The 17,661-nt window shown below is 73.2% G+C and carries 15 protein-coding genes; 6 read left to right on the top strand and 9 right to left on the bottom strand.

Translation table 11 applies throughout. The features are described 5' to 3' along the window. Positions 1-16 precede the first annotated feature (16 nt). Both ACFQQJ_RS12270 and ACFQQJ_RS12265 read left to right on the top strand, forming a co-directional pair. Complete coding sequence (locus tag ACFQQJ_RS12270; protein ID WP_377106841.1) at positions 17-2,512, top strand: circularly permuted type 2 ATP-grasp protein; 2,496 nt, start codon at positions 17-19, stop codon at positions 2,510-2,512. Further along, positions 2,512-3,414: a transglutaminase domain-containing protein gene (locus ACFQQJ_RS12265; protein WP_377106840.1), complete on the top strand. Its 903-nt coding sequence runs from the start codon at positions 2,512-2,514 to the stop codon at positions 3,412-3,414. The genes ACFQQJ_RS12270 and ACFQQJ_RS12265 overlap by 1 nt, the downstream gene beginning before the upstream one ends. 11 nt (positions 3,415-3,425) lie before the next feature. Here the strand turns inward: ACFQQJ_RS12265 and ACFQQJ_RS12260 are convergent, their stop codons facing one another. Continuing rightward, positions 3,426-4,442, bottom strand: coding sequence for a LacI family DNA-binding transcriptional regulator (locus tag ACFQQJ_RS12260; RefSeq protein ID WP_377106838.1), 1,017 nt, complete (start codon positions 4,440-4,442; stop codon positions 3,426-3,428). Positions 4,443-4,601: 159 nt separating this feature from the next. On the opposite strand from ACFQQJ_RS12260, the gene ACFQQJ_RS12255 reads away from it, so the two are divergent. Continuing rightward, on the top strand, positions 4,602-6,788 hold the full coding sequence (locus ACFQQJ_RS12255) for a hypothetical protein (protein ID WP_377106836.1): 2,187 nt from the start codon (positions 4,602-4,604) through the stop codon (positions 6,786-6,788). A 289-nt stretch (positions 6,789-7,077) separates the two neighbouring features. Here ACFQQJ_RS12255 and ACFQQJ_RS12250 read toward each other — a convergent pair whose 3' ends face one another. Beyond that, the gene (locus tag ACFQQJ_RS12250; RefSeq protein ID WP_377106834.1) at positions 7,078-8,589 is read right to left on the bottom strand and encodes an Hsp70 family protein; all 1,512 of its coding nucleotides are present in this window, start codon (positions 8,587-8,589) and stop codon (positions 7,078-7,080) included. A 226-nt stretch (positions 8,590-8,815) separates the two neighbouring features. Between ACFQQJ_RS12250 and ACFQQJ_RS12245 the strand changes: the two genes are divergently transcribed. Then, a complete protein-coding gene (locus ACFQQJ_RS12245) occupies positions 8,816-9,304 on the top strand; it encodes a DUF2199 domain-containing protein (RefSeq protein WP_377106833.1) in 489 nt (162 codons plus the stop codon). 7 nt (positions 9,305-9,311) lie between these two features. Then, positions 9,312-10,019, top strand: a complete 708-nt coding sequence (locus tag ACFQQJ_RS12240) for a DUF6191 domain-containing protein (RefSeq protein WP_377106831.1) — start codon at positions 9,312-9,314, stop codon at positions 10,017-10,019. Positions 10,020-10,059: 40 nt separating this feature from the next. Here ACFQQJ_RS12240 and ACFQQJ_RS12235 read toward each other — a convergent pair whose 3' ends face one another. Next, positions 10,060-11,073: a patatin-like phospholipase family protein gene (locus ACFQQJ_RS12235; protein WP_377106829.1), complete on the bottom strand. Its 1,014-nt coding sequence runs from the start codon at positions 11,071-11,073 to the stop codon at positions 10,060-10,062. Between the two features lie 76 nt (positions 11,074-11,149). On the opposite strand from ACFQQJ_RS12235, the gene ACFQQJ_RS12230 reads away from it, so the two are divergent. Further along, positions 11,150-12,079 carry a rhomboid family intramembrane serine protease gene (locus ACFQQJ_RS12230; protein WP_377106828.1) on the top strand — a complete coding sequence of 310 codons (930 nt, stop codon included), beginning with the start codon at positions 11,150-11,152 and terminating at the stop codon, positions 12,077-12,079. A 200-nt stretch (positions 12,080-12,279) separates the two neighbouring features. On the opposite strand, the gene ACFQQJ_RS12225 is transcribed toward ACFQQJ_RS12230, so the two are convergent. From ACFQQJ_RS12225 to tdh, 6 genes are all read right to left on the bottom strand, one after another. Then, positions 12,280-12,438: a hypothetical protein gene (locus tag ACFQQJ_RS12225; protein ID WP_377106827.1), complete on the bottom strand. Its 159-nt coding sequence runs from the start codon at positions 12,436-12,438 to the stop codon at positions 12,280-12,282. Between the two features lie 98 nt (positions 12,439-12,536). Further along, positions 12,537-13,526: a TerC/Alx family metal homeostasis membrane protein gene (locus ACFQQJ_RS12220; RefSeq protein WP_377106826.1), complete on the bottom strand. Its 990-nt coding sequence runs from the start codon at positions 13,524-13,526 to the stop codon at positions 12,537-12,539. A 223-nt stretch (positions 13,527-13,749) separates the two neighbouring features. Next, entirely contained in the window at positions 13,750-14,313 is a 564-nt protein-coding gene (locus tag ACFQQJ_RS12215; RefSeq protein WP_377106825.1) for an RNA polymerase sigma factor, read from the bottom strand. A gap of 145 nt (positions 14,314-14,458) precedes the next feature. Beyond that, positions 14,459-15,172, bottom strand: a complete 714-nt coding sequence (locus ACFQQJ_RS12210) for a hypothetical protein (protein ID WP_377106823.1) — start codon at positions 15,170-15,172, stop codon at positions 14,459-14,461. Positions 15,173-15,216: 44 nt separating this feature from the next. Beyond that, positions 15,217-16,434, bottom strand: a complete 1,218-nt coding sequence (locus tag ACFQQJ_RS12205; protein ID WP_377106822.1) for a glycine C-acetyltransferase — start codon at positions 16,432-16,434, stop codon at positions 15,217-15,219. Positions 16,435-16,542: 108 nt separating this feature from the next. Beyond that, positions 16,543-17,580 carry an L-threonine 3-dehydrogenase gene (tdh, locus tag ACFQQJ_RS12200; RefSeq protein WP_377106821.1) on the bottom strand — a complete coding sequence of 346 codons (1,038 nt, stop codon included), beginning with the start codon at positions 17,578-17,580 and terminating at the stop codon, positions 16,543-16,545. Positions 17,581-17,661 lie beyond the last annotated feature (81 nt).

Here is a 17,661-nt window from a genome sequence, read left to right as displayed (position 1 = left end):
GGGTATGGTGTCGGCCATGTCCGTGCCGTTGTCCGAGACCAGCAGCGCGCTGCTGGACGCGTACCGGCGCCATCCCGCCCGCGCCGGGGTCGACGAGCTGATCACCGACGCCGGCCCACGCCCCCACGCAGAAGCGCTCGCCGCGACCATTGAGGCCATGGGGCTGGGCGGCCTGCTCGCGGCGCGCGCGGAGGCGTCCGGGCTGGTCGAGGACGAGGGCATCACCTACGGCGCCGCCCACTCCGGCGTCCGTGAGCCGTGGCTGGTCGACCCCCTGCCGCTGCCGCTGGACGCGGGCGAGTGGGCCGCCCTGGAGCGCGGGTTGGTGCAGCGAGCTGTGCTCCTGGACGCCGTGCTCACCGACCTGTACTCGACGCGGACGCTGCTGCGCAGCGGCGTCCTGCCACCGGCAGCCGTGCTGTCGCACCCGGGGTTCATCCGTCCCGCCGACCACCTCGACCCCGCGCAGCGCCGCCAGCTCGTGCTCACCGCCACCGACCTCGGGCGGAACGCCGACGGCGCCTGGCGGGTGATCTCCGACCGGACGCAGGCGCCGGCGGGCGCCGGCTACGCCATGGCGACCCGACGGATCGTCAGCCGCGTCCTGGCCGGGCTGCACCGCACCAGCGACCTCGCGCGGCTGCGCGGCTTCTTCCACGCGATGACCGGCGCGCTGCTCGACGCGGCCCCCGGCGGCTCGGAGACGCCGCGGGTGGTCCTGCTGTCGCCCGGGTCCGGCAGCGAGATCGCCTACGACCACGGCCTGCTGGCCACCATGCTCGGTTTCCCCCTCGCCGAGGCCGACGACCTCGTGGTGAGCAGGGGACGGGTGTGGCTGCGCGCCGGCGACGACCTGGAACCCGTGGACGTGGTGCTGCGCCGGGTCGACGCCCTGCTGTCCGACCCGCTCGAGTTCCGCGGCAACTCGGAGGTGGGCCTTCCCGGCATGATCGAGACCGCGCGGCAGCGGGCGGTGACCGTGGTGAACCCGGTCGGCGCCGGCGTGCTGGACAACCCCGCCCTGATCGCCCACCTGCAGCCCGTGGCCCGCGCCCTGCTGGGCGAGGACCTGCTGCTCGACTCCCCGCGCACGTGGTGGTGCGGCACGCCCGCGGAGCTCAGCCATGTGCTGTCCGGCCTGGACCACCTCGTGGTCAAGCCGGTCGCCCGCAGCGGCGCCGCCGCGGTGCGCTACGGGTGGCGGCTGACGGCCGCCGAGCGGGAGGAGCTGGCCGCCCGGATCCGGGAGGAGCCGTGGGCGTGGTGCGGGCAGGAGCCCGTCCAGCTGTCGACGGCCCCGGTGGTCACCCCGTCGGGCCTGGAGCCGCGCCGCTTCGTGCTGCGCGCGTTCGGGGCGGCGTCCGCCGACTCCTACCACTTCCTCCCCGGGGGGCTGGGCCGGGTCGCGTCCGCGGTGGGGGAGCGCACGGTCTCGAGCGCCGCCGGGACGCTGGCGAAGGACGTCTGGGTACCGGCGGCGGCCACGGAGAAGGCCGAGCCGGAGCGCGTCCGGCGCCGCCTGGCGGTCGCCCCCCGGGAGTCTGCCGTCCCGCCTCGCGTGGCGCGCACCCTGATGACGATCGGCGCGCTCGCGGAGCGGGCCGAGGGCACGGCCCGCCTGGTGAAGGTGGCCGACGACCTCGCCGAGGACTTCGGTTCGCGTCCCGGCACCACGGGGGCTGCGGCGTCCGCCCGGCTGGTCGACACGGTCTCGCGCATCACCTCCGTCGAGCGCTGGTACGCCGAGTCGGCGCTGGGCTACCTGACCCGGGTCGCGCTCGACCCCGCCTCGTCCGGCGGGGTGCACCACAGCGCCCGCCGGCTGGCGGCGGAGGCGCAGGAGGTGCGCGACCTGATGAGCGTGGACATCTGGAGCGTGTTCAGCCGGCTGGAGCGGACGCTCGCCGCGCGCCCGGCGGACGACGAGGCGCTGCAACCCCTGCTGGCGGACGTGCTGGAATCCCTGCTCGCCTACTCGGGGATCATGGCGCAGAGCATGGTGCGGGACTCGTCCTGGGCCTTCCTCGACGCGGGCAGCAGGCTGGAGCGTGCCCGGCACACCGTCTCGCTGCTGCGGCACACGCTGCTGGACCGTCCCGGCGACCCCGGCGCGGAGCTCGTCGCGGACGCCGTGCTGCGGGCCTGCGAGAGCATCATCACCCATCGCCGCCGCGCGGCAGCCGGCACCGGCCCGGCGACCGCTGCGGAGTCGGTGCGCCCGCTGCTGGTGCACGACGCGGCCAACCCGCGCTCGGTGGCCCACCAGCTCGCCGCGCTCGCCTCCGACCTGCGGCTGGCCGGGGACGAGCCGCTGGCCGGGCAGGCGGAGGCCCTGCTCGCCGGCCTCGACGCCGTCGCGGACGCCGCACCCGCGGACGCCGACGCCCGGCTGGGGCAGCTGGCCGCCGCGCTGACCTCCCTGGGCCAGCGGATCGCGGCGCGCCACTTCGTCCGCCAGGCGAGCCGACGCACGGCTGAGGCCACCTGGTCGACCCCGAGGCAGGTGGGCTGATGATCGTCACCGGACGGCGCCGCTACCGGGTGCGCCACGTCACCCGCTACACCTACGACGACGTGCTCGAGGCGTGCTACAACCGCGGGCTGCTCCAGCCCCGGGAGGTGCCCGGCCAGGTCGTGATCAGTTCCGAGGTGGTCGCCACCCCGCCCTCTGAGGTGGTCACCACCCACCTCGACTACTTCGGGAACCCGTCGGTGTACCTGGAGTGCCGCACGCCCACCCGGGAGCTCGTCGTGGCCGCGACGAGCGTGGTGGAGGTGGACCGGGCCGTCCCGGACCTCGCCGCCCTGGACGAGTGGACGGTGTCCGCCGCCGCGGACGAGCTGGCCCGCACCACCGACCCGGTGGAGTGGGCGGAGTTCACGCTGCCGTCCCCGCTGGTGGCCCTGGGGCCGGCCGTGCGCGCCTACGCCGCGGAGGTGCTGGCGCCCGGACGCCCCCTGGGCGAGGCGGTCGGGGCGCTGGTGCACCGCATCCACCACGACTTCCGCTACGCGCAGGGGGCGACCTCGGTCCGCACGACGCTGGCCGAGCTGCTGGACCTGCGCCAGGGCGTCTGCCAGGACTTCGCCCACCTCGCCGTCGGGTGCCTGCGCGCCGCCGGGCTGCCGGCCCGCTACGTCAGCGGCTACCTCGAGACCGCACCCCCGCCGGGCAGGGAGAAGCTCCAGGGCGCGGACGCCACGCACGCGTGGGCGGCCGTCGCGGTGCCCGGCGGGACGTGGGTGGACCTCGACCCGACGAACGACCACCTCACCGACTCGCGCTACATCGTGACGGCCTGGGGCCGTGACTTCTCCGACGTCTCCCCCCTGCGCGGCGTGGTGTTCACCGAGGCCGGGAGCTCCAGCCTCACCGTCGAGGTGGACGTCGACCCCCTCCCCCTTCCCGACTGAGCGCCGTCGCCTCAGGAGACGAACGGCTCCAGGTTGCGCAGCACGAGGTGCGGTTCGAGCAGCACCTGGCGCGGCCTGGTCGCCGGGCCCTCGCTGAGCAGGATGTCGATCAGGCGCTGGGCCGCCGCCTCCACGGGCTGGGCGACGCTGGAGATGCCCAGCGCGCGGGCGACCGGGGTGTCGTCGAAGCCGATCACCGGCAGGGTCGTCCCCGCCCGCCGCAGGGCGGTCACCGCACCGAAGGCGAGCGTGTCGCTGCCGCAGACGAGGGCGGTCGCGCCGCGCGCCTGGAGCCGCCGGGCGGCCTCCGCGCCCACCCGCGCGGTGTCGAACGCGACGACCTCCTGCAGGTCCTCGGGGTCGGGTCCGGCGCCGGCCACCCCGTCGCGCCAGCCGCTGCGCCGGTCGTCGCAGACGCCGGGCGCCTCCGGCCCGACGTAGCCGATGCGGGTGTGCCCGAGCGCGCGCAGGTGGGACGTCGCGGCGAGGGTGCCCGCGCGCCCGTCCACGTCCACCCACGAGTGCGTGGCCGCCTCGTCACCCCAGGGCCGTCCGAACGCGACGAAGGGGATGCTGCGCTGCACCAGCAGGCCCGGACGCGGGTCCCCGGCGTAGGTGTCGGTGAGGACGGCGGCGTCGATCGCCCAGTCGTGGTGGAGCTCCGACAGCAGCCGCACCTCGTCGGCCGCGTCGCGGGCGCTGAGCAGGCTGATCCGGTAGCCGCGCTGCTGCGCGTACTCGGTGATGCGGTGGGTGAACCGGTCCATCAGGGTGCCGTTGACCCCGTCCCCGGCCGGGTAGAGGCGCAGGGCGATGGCCATCGGGCGCTGCGTGTGCGGCACGCGACGTCCCGGGGCGGGCCGGTAGCCGGTGCCCTCGAGGGCTGCGAGCACGCGACGGCGGGTGCTCTCGGTGACGAGCTCGGGATTGTTCAGCACGTTGGAGACGGTCTGGCGGGACACCCCCAGCTCGCGCGCAAGGCTGCCCAGTGTCGGACGGCCCTCCAGCCGCGCCGCCCCGTCCCCCATCGGCCGGCCCTCCGTCTCGCGCGCCCGGTACCCCGGGCGCCCGCCAGTATCACCATCCCGGCGAGTCCTTCGTCAAGCGGGCCCGCGGGGCTGGTTTCATCGGTGGAGACGTTGCCAGCCCGCTGTGCCCGCGATGGGCCCGACCCCTGGGAGTGAGCAATGACCGGTAGCCGTCCCGTCGCCCTGACCGGCACCGACGCCGCCGGCTGGCAGGTGTCGTCCACCGACACCGACCCCGGCCGCCTCAGCCACCGGGAGACCATCTTCACGATCGGCAACGGCAACCTCAGCCTGCGCGGCTCGCTGGAGGAGGGGCACCCGCAGGAGCTGGCCGGCTCGTTCATGCACCGGGTGTGGGACGACATGCCCGTCCACGCCACCGAGCTTGCCTGCCTGCCGCGGTGGTGGGGCCTCGACCTGTGGCTGGACGGCCGCCGCGTGCGCGAGGAGGAGGGCGCGTCAGGACGCCAGGTGCTCGACCTGCGCAGCGGGCTGCTGGCGCGCGAGTTCGCCTGGCCGGCCGACGCGGATGCGGAGCTGGCGGTCCGGCACGAGCGGTTCATCAGCCTTGTCGAGCCCCACGGCGCGATGCTGCGCACCACCGTCCGCCTGGCCGGGGGCGAGGCCGACCTCCGGGTGCGGGTCGGGGCGAGCATGCACGTCGAGAACACCGGCCTCCTGCACTGGCGCCTTGTCGGCCAGTCGGCGAGCGAGGACGGCATCACGCTGGTCACGGTCACCCGGGCGACCGGGATTCCCGTGGCGGTCGTCGTCCGGACGACGGTGTCCCAGCCCGCGGCGTTCACTCCGGGCGACGCGGACGGCGCGCCGTCCGGGGACTACCGGCTGCGGCTGCGCGCCGGCGAGCCGGTCGAGATCGTGCGCTCGGTCGGCATCGTGCCCGGCCTGGACACCGAGCTGCCGTTGGCGCTGGCCCGCGAGGTGTCCGAGCGCCTGGGCGGGCTGGGCTGGGCCTCGGCCCTGGCCGCCTCCGGCGCGGCATGGGGCCAGGTCTGGGCGGACAGCGACCTCGAGATCGACGGCGACCCGGAGGCGCAGCTCGCCGTGCGCTTCAACCTGTTCCAGCTGGTGTGTGCGGCCCCGCGGTTCACCGAGGACGCGAGCATCGGCGCGAAGGGCCTGTCCGGCTACGGGTACCGCCACCACGTGTTCTGGGACACCGAGTCGTTCATGCTGCCCTTCTTCACCTTCACCCAGCCCGACGTGGCCCGCAACATGCTCGCCTACCGCCACCGGCGCCTCGCCGGCGCCCGCGCGAAGGCCGCCGCCGGGGGGTTCGCCGGCGCGCAGTTCCCGTGGGAGAGCGCAGGGACGGGCCAGGAGGTGACCCCTCCGTGGCTGGAGGACCCGGCCGACCCGGCCAGCCGCGTCCGCATCTGGACCGGCGACCTCGAACTGCACATCACCGCGGACATCGCCCTGGCGGTGATGCTGTACTGGCGGGCCACCGGCGATGACGAGTTCCTGCGCCGCGAGGGTGCAGAGCTGCTGCTGGACGGTGCCCGGTACTGGGCCTCCCGCGCCGAGCCGGACGACGCGGGCGGTTTCCACTACCGGGACGTGATCGGGCCCGACGAGTACCACGAGCACGTCGACGACAACGCCTACACCAACGCTGTGGCCGCCTGGCACCTGTCGACGGCCGAGCGGGTGCTGGTCTGGCTGGAGCGCACGGTGCCCGGGCGGGCGGCGGCCCTGGCGGCGTCCCTCGGCATCGACGCTGCGGAGCGGGAGCGGTGGGCGCGCGTGGCTGCGGGGATCGTCCGCGGGCGCGTGGAGGGGGGCGTCATCGAGCAGTTCGCCGGCTACTTCGACCTGGGGGACGTGGACCTGGCGCGGCTGCGCAACCCGTCCCGGTCGGCGTCCATGCAGTCGCTGCTGGGCATCGAGGGCGTCCAGCACACGCGCACCATCAAGCAGCCGGACGTGCTCATGCTGGCGTTCCAGCTGCCACGGCTGTTCGACCAGGAGTCGCTGCGGGCGAACGTCGCGTACTACGACGTGCGCACCGACCACGAGCACGGCTCGAGCCTGGGGCCGGCGGTCAGCGCCGCGGTGGCGGCCAGGGCCGGCGAGCCGGCGACGGCGTACACGCACTTCCTTCGGGCAGCCCGCGCCGACCTCGAGGACGTGCGCGGCAACGCGTCGGACGGCATCCACGGCGCGTCAGCCGGTGGCCTGTGGCAGGCCGTCGTCTTCGGGTTCGCCGGCCTCACCCTCACCCGCGACGGCTGGGAGGTCCACCCCGCCCTGCCGCCGGAGTGGACCCGCCTGAAGTTCACCTTCCGCCACCGCGGCGCCCGCCACGTCGTCGAGCTCCCCTGATCCGGGGACCCGTCCGCCGCCGTCAGCCAGCCTTCCCACGCGAGGGTCAGCCTTCCCACGCGAGGGCCCTTCCCACGCGAGCGCCAGCCTTCCCACGCGAGCGCCAGCCTCCAGCACCGAGGGCCAGCCTCCAGCACCTAGGGCCAGCCTTAGCGTCGAGGGCCAGCACCTGTGCACGAGCCCTCGGCCATAACGCTGGCCCTCGACGGTGAGCGGGGTTGGCTGAGCGGGTCTGGCGGGGGGCGCCGGCGGAGCGGGTCGCCGGCGGAGCGGGTCGCCGGCGGAGCGGTCAGCTGCCGCTGCCCAGGCCGTAGACCTGGCTGTAGCCCGTCGAGGTGTCGGTGATGCGGACGCTGACGATGCCGTTCGGGTCGATCCGGTAGGCCTCCTCGACGGTCGGACCGTGTCCCCAGCGCTCCACCGGAACGTGGTCGAGCCGTGCACGCCCCTGGAGCGACGGGTCGAAGGGGAACCGGACCTCGGCGATGGGCGCCAGGTCACCGCTCGGCTCGCCGGCGGCGTCCACGTCCGCGTACTCGACGAACCGGTACCAGCCGACGTTGTGGACGGCCCGGTAACGCCGGGTCACCACCAGCTCGCCGTGCGCCGGCAGCGCGGTGTTGCGGTCGACGAGCTGGTCGAACCCGATGGCCCGGCCCCGGTCGAGCTCGCGGAACACGCCGAAGCCCCGCCAGAGGCGGTCGGTCAGCGAGTAGCCGGACGCCGGGTCCGCGGCGATCGCCAGCCCGATGGCCGTGGACGCCGCCGGGTACGGCGAGCGGTGCACCCGGCGTCCGAACCGTTCGCGCAGCAGCCGCGGCACGAGCGGCAGGCCACTGCCACCCCCGACGAGGTAGATGCCGGCCACCTGGCCGCTCAGCTGGTCGATCTCGTCCGCCAGCTCGGACACCAGCGGCGCCATCGCCTCCAGGCTGGCCAGCACGAGACCCTCCGTCGCAGCGTAGAAGTCCGCGACCGACACCGTCACCGGGGCGCCGGCGACCTCGACGGTGATCCGCTTGGACTGGGGGCTGAGCCGCTCCTTCGCCTCCCGGCACTCCTCCAGCAGGGCGGCGCGCTCCGCGGCGGGCACGGACGGCCGTCCCGCGGCCTCCAGCGCCAGCTCGGCGAGCACCTGGTCGAAGTCGTCGCCGCCGAGGCGGTTCACCCCGACCGAGCCCACCACGTCGTGCCGGGTCCCGGCCACCTCCACCAGGGACGCGTCGAAGGTGCCCCCGCCCAGGTCGTAGACGAGCACCTGGTTGCGTCGGGAGGTCAGCGTCCGCCCCTGCCGGTGGCTGTACTCGAAGCCGGCGGCGGACGGCTCGTTCACCAGCCCGGCCACGTCGAAGCCTGCCTGGCGGAACGCCTCGAGCGTCAGGAAGCGCTGCGCCCCGTGCGCGTGGGCGGGCACCGACACCACGGTCCGTTTGCTCGTGGCGGCACGGAACTCCCCGGCGATGTTGGACGCGTTGCCCAGCGCCGTCCGCAACGCGGTCAGGTACCCGGTGAGCACCTCGAGGAGCCCGAAGGTCTTCGTCCCGATCACCACGGGTGTGGTGGCGGTGGCGGACGGCTGCCCGAGCAGTCGCTTGACCGAGCGCACGTGCGGCGCTCCGTCCCGCACGGCGGCGACGGCCTCGAAGCCGTGGACGAGCCGGGAGCCGCGCAGTGCGACCAGCGACGGGAAGTACTCCTGGGCGTCCCCGTCGGTGTCGAGGAAGGCGACCACCGGGTAGTTGCCCCGGTCGGCGCGCGCGACCAGGGTGCGGGTGGTTCCGAAGTCGACGCCCAGCTGCATGGTTGCCAACCTAACCCGCGCCGGCGGTCGGCCGCGATCCGGCCCGCGACCTGGGCGGGCTCTGTGGGAGCGCTCCGGACGTGGCAGGCAATCCCACACGCCGACCCGCCAGAGGCCACGCGGTCCCACGGGTAACAATTCGAGGCTTTCGCCACGCGACGCCTCCCCGGGGTGGAGGATTGGCCCCATGGTCCCGGTCATTGGGGGTACGGGTATGCCTTGCGAGGTGTGCCGACAGGTCCATCGCGACCTGTCCCGGGTGCTCGGCACCTCCGCCCCGGACGACTGGATGTCGGTCACGGCGGGCGAGCGCCTGGAGGCCGAGCTGACCCCCGACGTGTGCATCATGCCGTTCCGCGGCGAGACGCGGCACTTCATCCGCGGCCACATCCAGCTGCCCGTCACCCTTCCCGAGCCGGACGTCTTCGTGTGGTCGGTCTGGGTCGAGGTGGACGAGACCTCGATGGCGGCGATCGCCCACACCTGGAGCGACCCGAACCGGGCGGCCTCGGCTCCGCTCAGTGGACGGCTGGCCACGGAGCTGCCCTACGAGCAGCCCACGCGCGGCCTCCAGATCACGATCTACACCCGCGACCCCGGCATGACGCCGCTGCTGATGATCTCGCCCAGCTCGCACCACCAGCTGGCGGACGAGCAGCGCGAGGGCATCGCGCTGCACCGCGTGGCGGAGTTTGCCGAGCTCGTCCAGCGTTGAACCGGGCATGAGCGACTTCTTCGAGCTGTTCAACCCCGGCCTGCGGCACACCCGCGAGCAGAAGGACCTCGAGAAGATGCTCGTGGTCGAGGCCGACAAGGGCGGGACGGGTCCGCAACCCCTCGACCTCGACTCCGGTCAGGTGGTGTTGCGCATGCCGTCGCGTGCCTATCCTGAGCCGATGCAGACGCCGAAGGCCCCCGAACCGGACGACAAGGACTGGACGTTCGTCCTCGACCGCGCGTGCCCCGAGTGCGGCTACACCGCCGCGTCGGTGGACGCCCACGACCTGCCCCGGCTCGTGCTCGAGTCGACGTCGGCCTGGGCGCAGGTGCTCGCGCGGCCGGACGTCGCCACCCGCCCCGCAGCGCAGGTGTGGTCACCGCTGGAGTACGGGTGCCACGTGCGGGACGTGCTGCGCATCTTCACCGGGCGCGCGGCGCTCATCCGCACCCAGGACAACCCTGTGTTCCCGAATTGGGACCAGGACGCGACCGCCCTGGAGGAGCGCTACTGGGAGCAGGACCCGGCGACGGTGTCGTCGGAGATCGCCGACGCCGCACAGGAGAACGCCGCCGGCTGGACGGACGTGGCCGAGCACGAGTGGTCGCGTCCCGGCACCCGAAGCAACGGTTCTGCCTTCACCCTCGACACCCTCGGCCGCTACATGCTCCACGACCTGCGCCACCACCTGCACGACGTGGGCGCCGCCTGAGCCCTCGGACGGCACAGCACTGCGCGTCCGCGCTGGCAGGTCAGGGCACGTCGCCCACCGGCGCCGGCTCCAGTGCGGGGATGGCTCCCGCCTCGTCGAGGTCGTCTCGCCGCGCCTCGTCGAGCGCGGCCTCGGTGAGGGTCCGGCCGAGCGCGATGAGCTCCTCCGCCCGGTGGAACTCCATGGCCTTGGCCGCGTCCCCCGGGACGCTGACCAGCACGTCGGGTGGCATCGCGGCGAGACGGTAGCGGGTGATCAGGGCGCCCATCGTGTCCAGGGACATGGCGGTCACGTCGGCGATGCCCAGGCCCGGCGGCGGCGGCTCGAAGGCCGGCGCTGCCGTGTGGTCCTCGGCGTTGTGACCCTTGCCGAACCGGGCGAGGATCGAGGCGACGAAGTCGTTCTCCCACACCCCCGACGCGCCCTTGAGGAACCGGTCGAGCCACTCCGTCGGGGGTCGTTGGGCCGAGCTCTCCCTGGTCGGCGTCCCGGGAGGGCGTCCCTTCTCGCCGCTGAGGTTGACCGCGACGGTCAGGTCCGCGTCCACGCCGATCACCGGGTCCATCGGCACCGGGTTGAGGACGCCGCCGTCCACCAGGAGCCGGCCGTTGACCATGATCGGCGTGATCAGCGCAGGGATGGCCACGGACGCGCGGATGGCCACGTCCACCGGCCCGGACGTGAACCAGACCTCCCGGCGGGCACCGATGTCGGTCGCCACCGCCGTGTAGGGGATCGGCAGGTCCTCGATCAGCGCGCCGTCGAGGATCTCGCTCATGCGGGCGAGCACGCGTTCCAGCCGGATCGCCCCCGGCCCGCTGAGGGCCGGGTCCAGCAGGCGGAGGACGTCGCGCTGGGAGAGGGTGGTGACCCACTCGGTGTACTCCTCCAGCTTGCCGGCGGCGAGGAGGCCGCCGACGAGGGCCCCCATCGAGCTGCCGGCAACGGCGACGACCTCGTAGCCCCGCTCCGCCAGCACCTGGATCGCGCCGATGTGGGCGTAGCCTCGCGCTCCGCCCGAGCCGAGGACCAGTGCCACCCGCTTGCCGCTCATGCGTCCATTATGTTGCGCGGCCGCCTGCGGTGACGCCGCGCCGGCGTCCATTGGCCGCCCCGGTATCGTGCTGGGCATGAGCCAGCCGCAGGAGCCGCCCGCCTACGGCTGCTACCGCCACCCTGATCGTCCGACGTACATCCGGTGCCAGCGGTGCGGACGCCCGATCTGCGGCGACTGCATGATCAGCGCAGCGGTCGGCTTCCAGTGCCCGGAGTGCGTGGCGACGGGCGCACGCCAGACCCGGCAGAACGAGGGCGTGTACGGCGGGACACGATCCAGGAACCCGCAGGCCACGACGCTCACCCTGATCGCGGTCAACGTGGTGGTGTGGGTGGGCATCCTGCTCACCGGCGGCTTCAGCAGCCGGCTCTTCGACGCGCTCGCGCTGATGCCCGCGGGGCGTTGCGGCTCGGTGGCGCAGCCGGACTCGTTCTACCCCGACGCCGGTCGCGCCGTCTGCGAGGCGATGGCGGACGGGCGCTGGCTGCCCGGCGTGGCCGACGGGTGGTTCTGGCAGGTGCTCACCAGCGCCTTCACCCACGTGGACGTGATCCACATCGGCCTGAACCTGATCAACCTGTGGTTCCTCGGGCCGTCCCTGGAACAGGTGCTGGGACGCGGCCGGTTCCTCGCGGTCTGCGGGCTCTCCGCCCTCGGGGCATCAGCGGCGGTCATGTGGCTGTCGAACCCGCAGTCGCAGACCAACGGCGCGTCCGGGATCGTGTTCGGGCTGCTCGGCGCGCTGGGGGTGATCGCGTACAAGGTGCACGGCGACGTGCGGACGATCCTCATCCTCCTCGGCGTCAACCTCGCCTACAGCTTCATCGGCGCCGGCATCTCGTGGCAGGGACACATCGGCGGGCTCCTCGCCGGCGCCCTCGTCACCGCCCTGATCGCCTACGCGCCGCGGGAGTCACGCCGGCGCTTCCAGGTCGTGGGGATGTCCGCCCTGGCCGTCGTCCTGCTCGTGCTGATCATCGCCCGGGCCCTGCAACTGGCCTGAAGACCCGCGCTCGGCCCCTCGCCGCCGACCCCCGGCCCCCGACCCCCGGCCCGCGGCCCTGCCCGCGCGCCCTCACCCGTCCCACCCGTCCCACCCGCTGCGTTCGCTGCCGAACGCAACCCTCGCCACCGGAATTCCGGCAGCGGGAGTTGCGATCGGCAGCAAACAGCGGGCGGGACGACGGGGGGACGCGGCCGTCGTCAGTAGCTGAGCAGCAGGAGTTGCGATCGGCAGCAGGCGGCGTCCCTGGGACGGCGCCACGACCCCTCCATCAGCGAGCTTCCGCTGGCCTCCGCCGAGCGACCCCCGTCCCACCCGTCCCACCCGCTGCGTTCGCTGCCGAGTGCAACCCTCGCCACCGGAATTCCGGCAGCAGGAGTTGCGATCGGCAGCAAACGGGACGGGCGGACGGGCGCCGCCCCGAGCAACCCGTGGACGCCGCCGCGGCGGAACGGGGTCAGGAATCCACGGCGTCCCGCTCGGCCCTGCGCGTCGCGATCAGGCTGGTGGTGATCACGATGGCAAGGATCCCGACGATCACGCCGAGGGAGACGAGGGTGTCCACCTCGGGGACCCAGGTCCACAGGCCGTGGGCCCAGTGCATGACGAGCTTCGCCCCGATGAAGGCCAGGATCGCTGCCAGCCCGTACCCGAGGTGGACGAGCGCGCCGAGCGCGCCCTCGAGGACGAAGTACAGCGCGCGCAGGCCGAGCAGGGCGAAGGCGTTCGTGACGAACACCAGGTACGGGTCGCCGGTGATGCCGTAGACGGCCGGGACGGAGTCCACCGCGAACACCACGTCGGTGGCGAGGATGGCCAGCGTGGCGAGGGCGAGCGGGGTGATGGCCCGGCGTCCTGCCTCGACCACGGTCATGCGGCTCCCGCGGTAGCCGTCGGTGACCGGCCAGAAGCGTCGCACGAGCTTCACGATCCGCAGGTCGTTGGGGTGGATCTCGTGCTCGGCGGGGTTGAGGGTGTCCCGCAGGACCTTGACGGCCGTCGCCAGCAGGATCACGCCGAACAGCAGGAACGTCCACGAGAAGTTGGCGAGCATGGCTGCGCCCAGCGCGATGAAGACGCCGCGCAGCACCAGGGCACCGGCGACGCCGATCAGCAGGACCCGCTGCTGGAGCTCACGCGGGACGGCGAAGGACGCCAGCAGCAGCATGAACACGAACAGGTTGTCGACGCTCAGCGACTTCTCCACCAGGTAGCCGGCGTAGAACTCCAGTCCGCGCTGGGACCCGAACGCCTGCCAGATCCACACGCCGAAGGCGAGCGGGAGCGCGATGTAGAACGCCGACCAGGCGAGGGCCTCCTTCATGGAGACCTCGTGGGGCTTGCGGGTGATGAGGAAGTCCAGCCCGAAGAGGACGAGGACGGCGGCGATGCTGATCGCCCACAGCTCCGGGGAGCCGATGGCGATCTCGAGCACGGGGTAGGTCATGAAAGGCCTCTCTCACTGCGTTTCAGCGTGAGGTCTCCTTCGCCTCGGTCGAGGCGCATCCGCGGGGGCCGATCACGAACCCGTACTGACCGCCGGACGACTTGGGAAGTACTCCCCTCGGCGAGAAGTGTAGAGGCCGGCTCCGAATGTCGACAAATGCCCTTGCCCAGCCCTCGGACGTCCCCGCGCAGTGGCCGCCGGCGGACGGAGCCGGGCGTCCCCGCTACAGGGCACCTTCGTGGCCGGCGCCGCTCCCCAGCGTCCGGCGCAATGCCTTCACGGCCCGGTTCTGGAGCACCTTGACCGCGCCGGCCGACTTGCCGATGATCTGGGCGGTCTCCTCCACCGAGAACTGGTCCAGCACCCGCAGCACGATGACGGCGCGCTGGTCGGGGGTGAGCACGTCCAGCACCTCGAGCACGGACGCCCGCTGGAGCATGTCGCGGTCGGCCGCCTCGTGGTGGAGGAGCCGGTCCAGGGACTCCGGCACCGAACCCGTCGCCGAGACGGGACGGCGTCCCGCTGCCCGCCAGGAGTCGACCAGCCGGCTTCGGGCGATGGTGAACGCCCAGGCCCGGAAGGCCGCCTCCCCGCCCTCGAAGCCGTGCAGGTTCCGCACGATGTGGACGAAGCACTCCGCCAGCAGGTCCTCCGGCTCCGCGGCACCCTGCGTGGTGAGGAACCGGAGCAGGGTGGGCGCCAGGTCGCGGTAGAGCTCCGCCCACGCCCAGTCAGCCCCCTCGTCAGCGGCGGAGAGGACCAGTGAGAAGCGGGAGCCGAGCGGCAAGGCGGGAGTCGTTCTACTCGCGGGTCATGTCAGCGACAGGGTAGCGCCGGATCGGCGTGGGGGCGCGGGCGACGCGGGCCCACCGTCCAGCCCTGCGCACAAGCACCCACGCGCCAGTGGCCCGCCGCGCGGTCACCACGCGGGGTCATGCGGTGGGGGTCGGGGTCGCCTCGCTCTTGCCGGACTTGCCCTTGTTGCTCGGCGTGGCCTTCGGGGTGGGCGTCGGCTTCGACGTCGACTTCCCCTGGTTGGCCTTCGCCGTGTTGTCCCTGCCCGGGTTCTCCTTGCCGGAATTGCCGTTGGTGCAGGACGCGTTGCCCTCGCCCTTGCCGTTGCCGCAGTTCCCGGTGGCGCCGTGGGTCGCCGTCGGGGTGCCAGACGGCCGGACGGGAACCGTCGTGGGTGGCTGCGTGGGCGTGCCCGGCCCGCTGTCGGTGGGATCCGCGGTGGACGGGCCGGTGGGACCGGTCGTCGCCGCCGGCGCGTCGGGCGTCGTGCTCGGCGTGAGGATCAGGTCGGGAAGGAACTGGAGCGGGTTGACGCCCAACGCGGCCGCGACGCCCGCCCCCGCGGTGAGGGCGAACAAGGCCGCCGCGCCCGTGGCGGCGAGCGCACGGCGGAACCTCGTCCGGACCCTGCTCGGCACTGTCTCCCGATGGTCCCGCAGCCGTGAGGTGCCGACGAGCCGGACCTCACGGGCGACAACGGACAGGTGGTCTTCCTCGACGGCGGACACGCTGCTCGGCGGGCAGTTCGCCTCGAGGTCACCGAGGAAGGCCGAGACCTTCCCCCACTGGGGGTCGTCGGTCGGGACGGCGCCGGCCACCAGCCGGTCGAAGTCCACCTCGTCGATACCCATCGATCACCTCTCCACCCGGATAACCGTCCGCGACCACTCGGAGGTTACGCGCCCGCGCCCTCGTTTCCCGCCGATTCGGCCGCCGCGGCATCCCTCGCCTCGGTGAAGGCGCGGACGCAGGCGCGGATGTCGTCGTCGGTGTGTCCCGCAGAGAGCTGGACGCGGATCCTCGCCCGGCCCTTCGGCACCACCGGGTAGCTGAAGGCGATCACGTAGACGCCGGCGGCGAGCATGCGGTCGGCGATACGTCCGGCGAGGCGCGCTCCGTCCTCGCCGGGGAACATCACCGGCACGATCGGGTGCGCTCCGGGAAGGAGCTCGAACCCCGCGGCGGACATCAGGTCACGGAACAGCGCGGCGTTGGCGGCGAGTCGCTGCCGGGCGGCGGCCGAGGAGCTGACCAGGTCGAGGGCCTCCAGCGACCCCGCGACCACCGCCGGAGCCACCGAGTTCGAGAACAGGTAGGGCCGGGCCCGCTGCCTCAGGAGCGCGACCACCTCCGCCGGGCCGCTCACGTAGCCGCCGGACGCGCCGCCCAGCGCCTTGCCGAGGGTCCCCGTGAGGATGTCCACCCGGTCGGAGACGCCGAAGAGCTCGGGGGTGCCGCGTCCGTGCTCGCCGATGAAACCGACAGCGTGCGAGTCGTCCACCAGCACGAGGGCGCCGTAGGCCTCCGCCAGGTCGCAGATCCCCGGCAGGGGGGCGAAGGAGCCGTCCATCGAGAAGACACCGTCGGTGACGACCACCTTCCGCCGGGCCGTGGCCGCCGCCCGGAGTTGCGCCTCGAGGTCGGCGAGGTCGCGGTTGCGATAGCGGAACCGCTGCGCCTTCGACAGCCGGATGCCGTCGATCAGCGAGGCGTGGTTGAGCTCGTCGGAGATGATCGCGTCCCGCTCGTCGAAGAGCACCTCGAACACGCCGCCGTTGGCGTCGAAGCAGCTGGAGAACAGGATCGTGTCGTCGGTGCCGAGGAACTCGCTGAGGTGCTTCTCCAGCCGGGTGTGAAGGCTCTGGGTGCCGCAGATGAACCGCACGGAGGCCATGCCGAAGCCCCACTCGTCCAGCGCCCACTTCGCCGCGCCGACCACCGTGGGGTTGTCGGCGAGCCCCAGGTAGTTGTTCGCGCAGAAGTTGAGCACCCGCCCCGCCGGTGTCGCGATGTGGGCCGACTGCCGCGTGGTGATCTCGCGTTCGCTCTTGTACAGCCCGGCGTCCCGGATCTCGTCGAGGGTCGCTGCCAGGTCATCACGGAAGGCGTACATGACCCGAAGCCTAATCCCGGGTCGTGGCGCGATCAGGCCACTCGAGCGGCGCCGTCCGCGCTCACCGGGTGGCCGCGCGTCCCACGAGGGCCGGATCGCGACGCGTGCTCAGCTCCAGTCGAGGATGACCTTGCCGCACTCCCCGCTGCGGGCGGTCGCGAACGCCTCCGCCCAGTCCGCGGCGGGGAACCGGTGCGTGATGACCGAGCGGACGGCGTCGGCGAACGACGGGGAGGTGGCCAGCATCGAGCTCATCAGGTACCAGGTCTCGTACATCTCCCGGCCGTAGATGCCCTTGATGGTGATCATGTGGGTGATCACCCGGCCCCAGTCGATCGGGTAGGGGTCCTTGGGCAGGCCCAGCATGGCGACCTTGGCGCCGTGGTTGAGGTTGGCGAGCATCTCGGTGACCGCGGACGGCGCGCCCGACATCTCCAGGCCGATGTCGAAGCCCTCCAGCATGGCGAGCTCACGCTGCGCGTCGGCGATCCGCGTCCGCGCCACGTTGACGCAGAGGTCGGCGCCGGCCACCTTGGCCAGGTCGAGGCGGTAGTCGCTCACGTCGGTGACCACCACGTGCTTGGCCCCCGCGTGCCGGACGATGGCCGCAGCCATCACCCCGATCGGCCCGGCCCCGGTGACGAGCACGTCCTCGCCGACCACCGGCCACTGGAGGGCGGTGTGGGTGGCGTTGCCGAGCGGGTCGAAGATCGCGCCGAGCTCCGGGTCGATGGACTCCGGCTGGAGCCACACGTTCGAGGCGGGCAGCACGACGTAGTCGGCGAAGGCGCCGTTGGTGTTGACCCCCAGCCCGACGGTGTGGATGCACACGTGGCGGCGTCCCGCGCGGCAGTTGCGGCAGCGTCCGCAGACGATGTGGCCCTCGCCGGACGCCCGGTCGCCGGGGCGGATCCCGGTGACCTCCGCACCGACCTCGACCACCTCGCCGTAGAACTCGTGACCGATCACCAGCGGCGCGACCACCGTGGACGCGGCCCAGTCGTCCCAGCCCTCCAGGTGCAGGTCGGTGCCGCACAGGCCCGCCCTCATCACCCGGATCTTCACCTGGTCGGGGCCGCAGGACGGCTCCGGCACGTCGACGAGTTCCAGTCCCGGACCGGGCGCCGTCTTCACCAATGCACGCATGACTACCTCCGTCACCAACGCTATCGACATTCCGGCCTCCCGAGCGCCAGCCCCCGACGTCAAGGGCCAGCCCTACGGCCC

Origin of the sequence: Propionicimonas sp. T2.31MG-18 (assembly GCF_964266745.1) — a bacterium.
Lineage (GTDB): Bacteria > Actinomycetota > Actinomycetes > Propionibacteriales > Propionibacteriaceae > Propionicimonas.
Note: the sequence above shows the minus strand (reverse complement) of the source record. Positions and strands in the feature narration are given on the sequence as shown.

What these genes read in the sequence shown, in the direction of transcription:
- ACFQQJ_RS12220 (WP_377106826.1), bottom strand. Translation starts at nt 13,526, where the DNA reads ATGACCTACCCCGTGCTCGAGATCGCCATCGGCTCCCCGGAGCTGTGG.
- ACFQQJ_RS12265 (WP_377106840.1), top strand. Translation starts at nt 2,512, where the DNA reads ATGATCGTCACCGGACGGCGCCGCTACCGGGTGCGCCACGTCACCCGC.
- ACFQQJ_RS12240 (WP_377106831.1), top strand. Translation starts at nt 9,312, where the DNA reads ATGAGCGACTTCTTCGAGCTGTTCAACCCCGGCCTGCGGCACACCCGC.
- ACFQQJ_RS12255 (WP_377106836.1), top strand. Translation starts at nt 4,602, where the DNA reads ATGACCGGTAGCCGTCCCGTCGCCCTGACCGGCACCGACGCCGCCGGC.
- tdh (WP_377106821.1), bottom strand. Translation starts at nt 17,580, where the DNA reads ATGCGTGCATTGGTGAAGACGGCGCCCGGTCCGGGACTGGAACTCGTC.
- ACFQQJ_RS12205 (WP_377106822.1), bottom strand. Translation starts at nt 16,434, where the DNA reads ATGTACGCCTTCCGTGATGACCTGGCAGCGACCCTCGACGAGATCCGG.
- ACFQQJ_RS12250 (WP_377106834.1), bottom strand. Translation starts at nt 8,589, where the DNA reads ATGCAGCTGGGCGTCGACTTCGGAACCACCCGCACCCTGGTCGCGCGC.
- ACFQQJ_RS12270 (WP_377106841.1), top strand. Translation starts at nt 17, where the DNA reads ATGTCCGTGCCGTTGTCCGAGACCAGCAGCGCGCTGCTGGACGCGTAC.
- ACFQQJ_RS12230 (WP_377106828.1), top strand. Translation starts at nt 11,150, where the DNA reads ATGAGCCAGCCGCAGGAGCCGCCCGCCTACGGCTGCTACCGCCACCCT.
- ACFQQJ_RS12260 (WP_377106838.1), bottom strand. Translation starts at nt 4,442, where the DNA reads ATGGGGGACGGGGCGGCGCGGCTGGAGGGCCGTCCGACACTGGGCAGC.
- ACFQQJ_RS12235 (WP_377106829.1), bottom strand. Translation starts at nt 11,073, where the DNA reads ATGAGCGGCAAGCGGGTGGCACTGGTCCTCGGCTCGGGCGGAGCGCGA.
- ACFQQJ_RS12210 (WP_377106823.1), bottom strand. Translation starts at nt 15,172, where the DNA reads ATGGGTATCGACGAGGTGGACTTCGACCGGCTGGTGGCCGGCGCCGTC.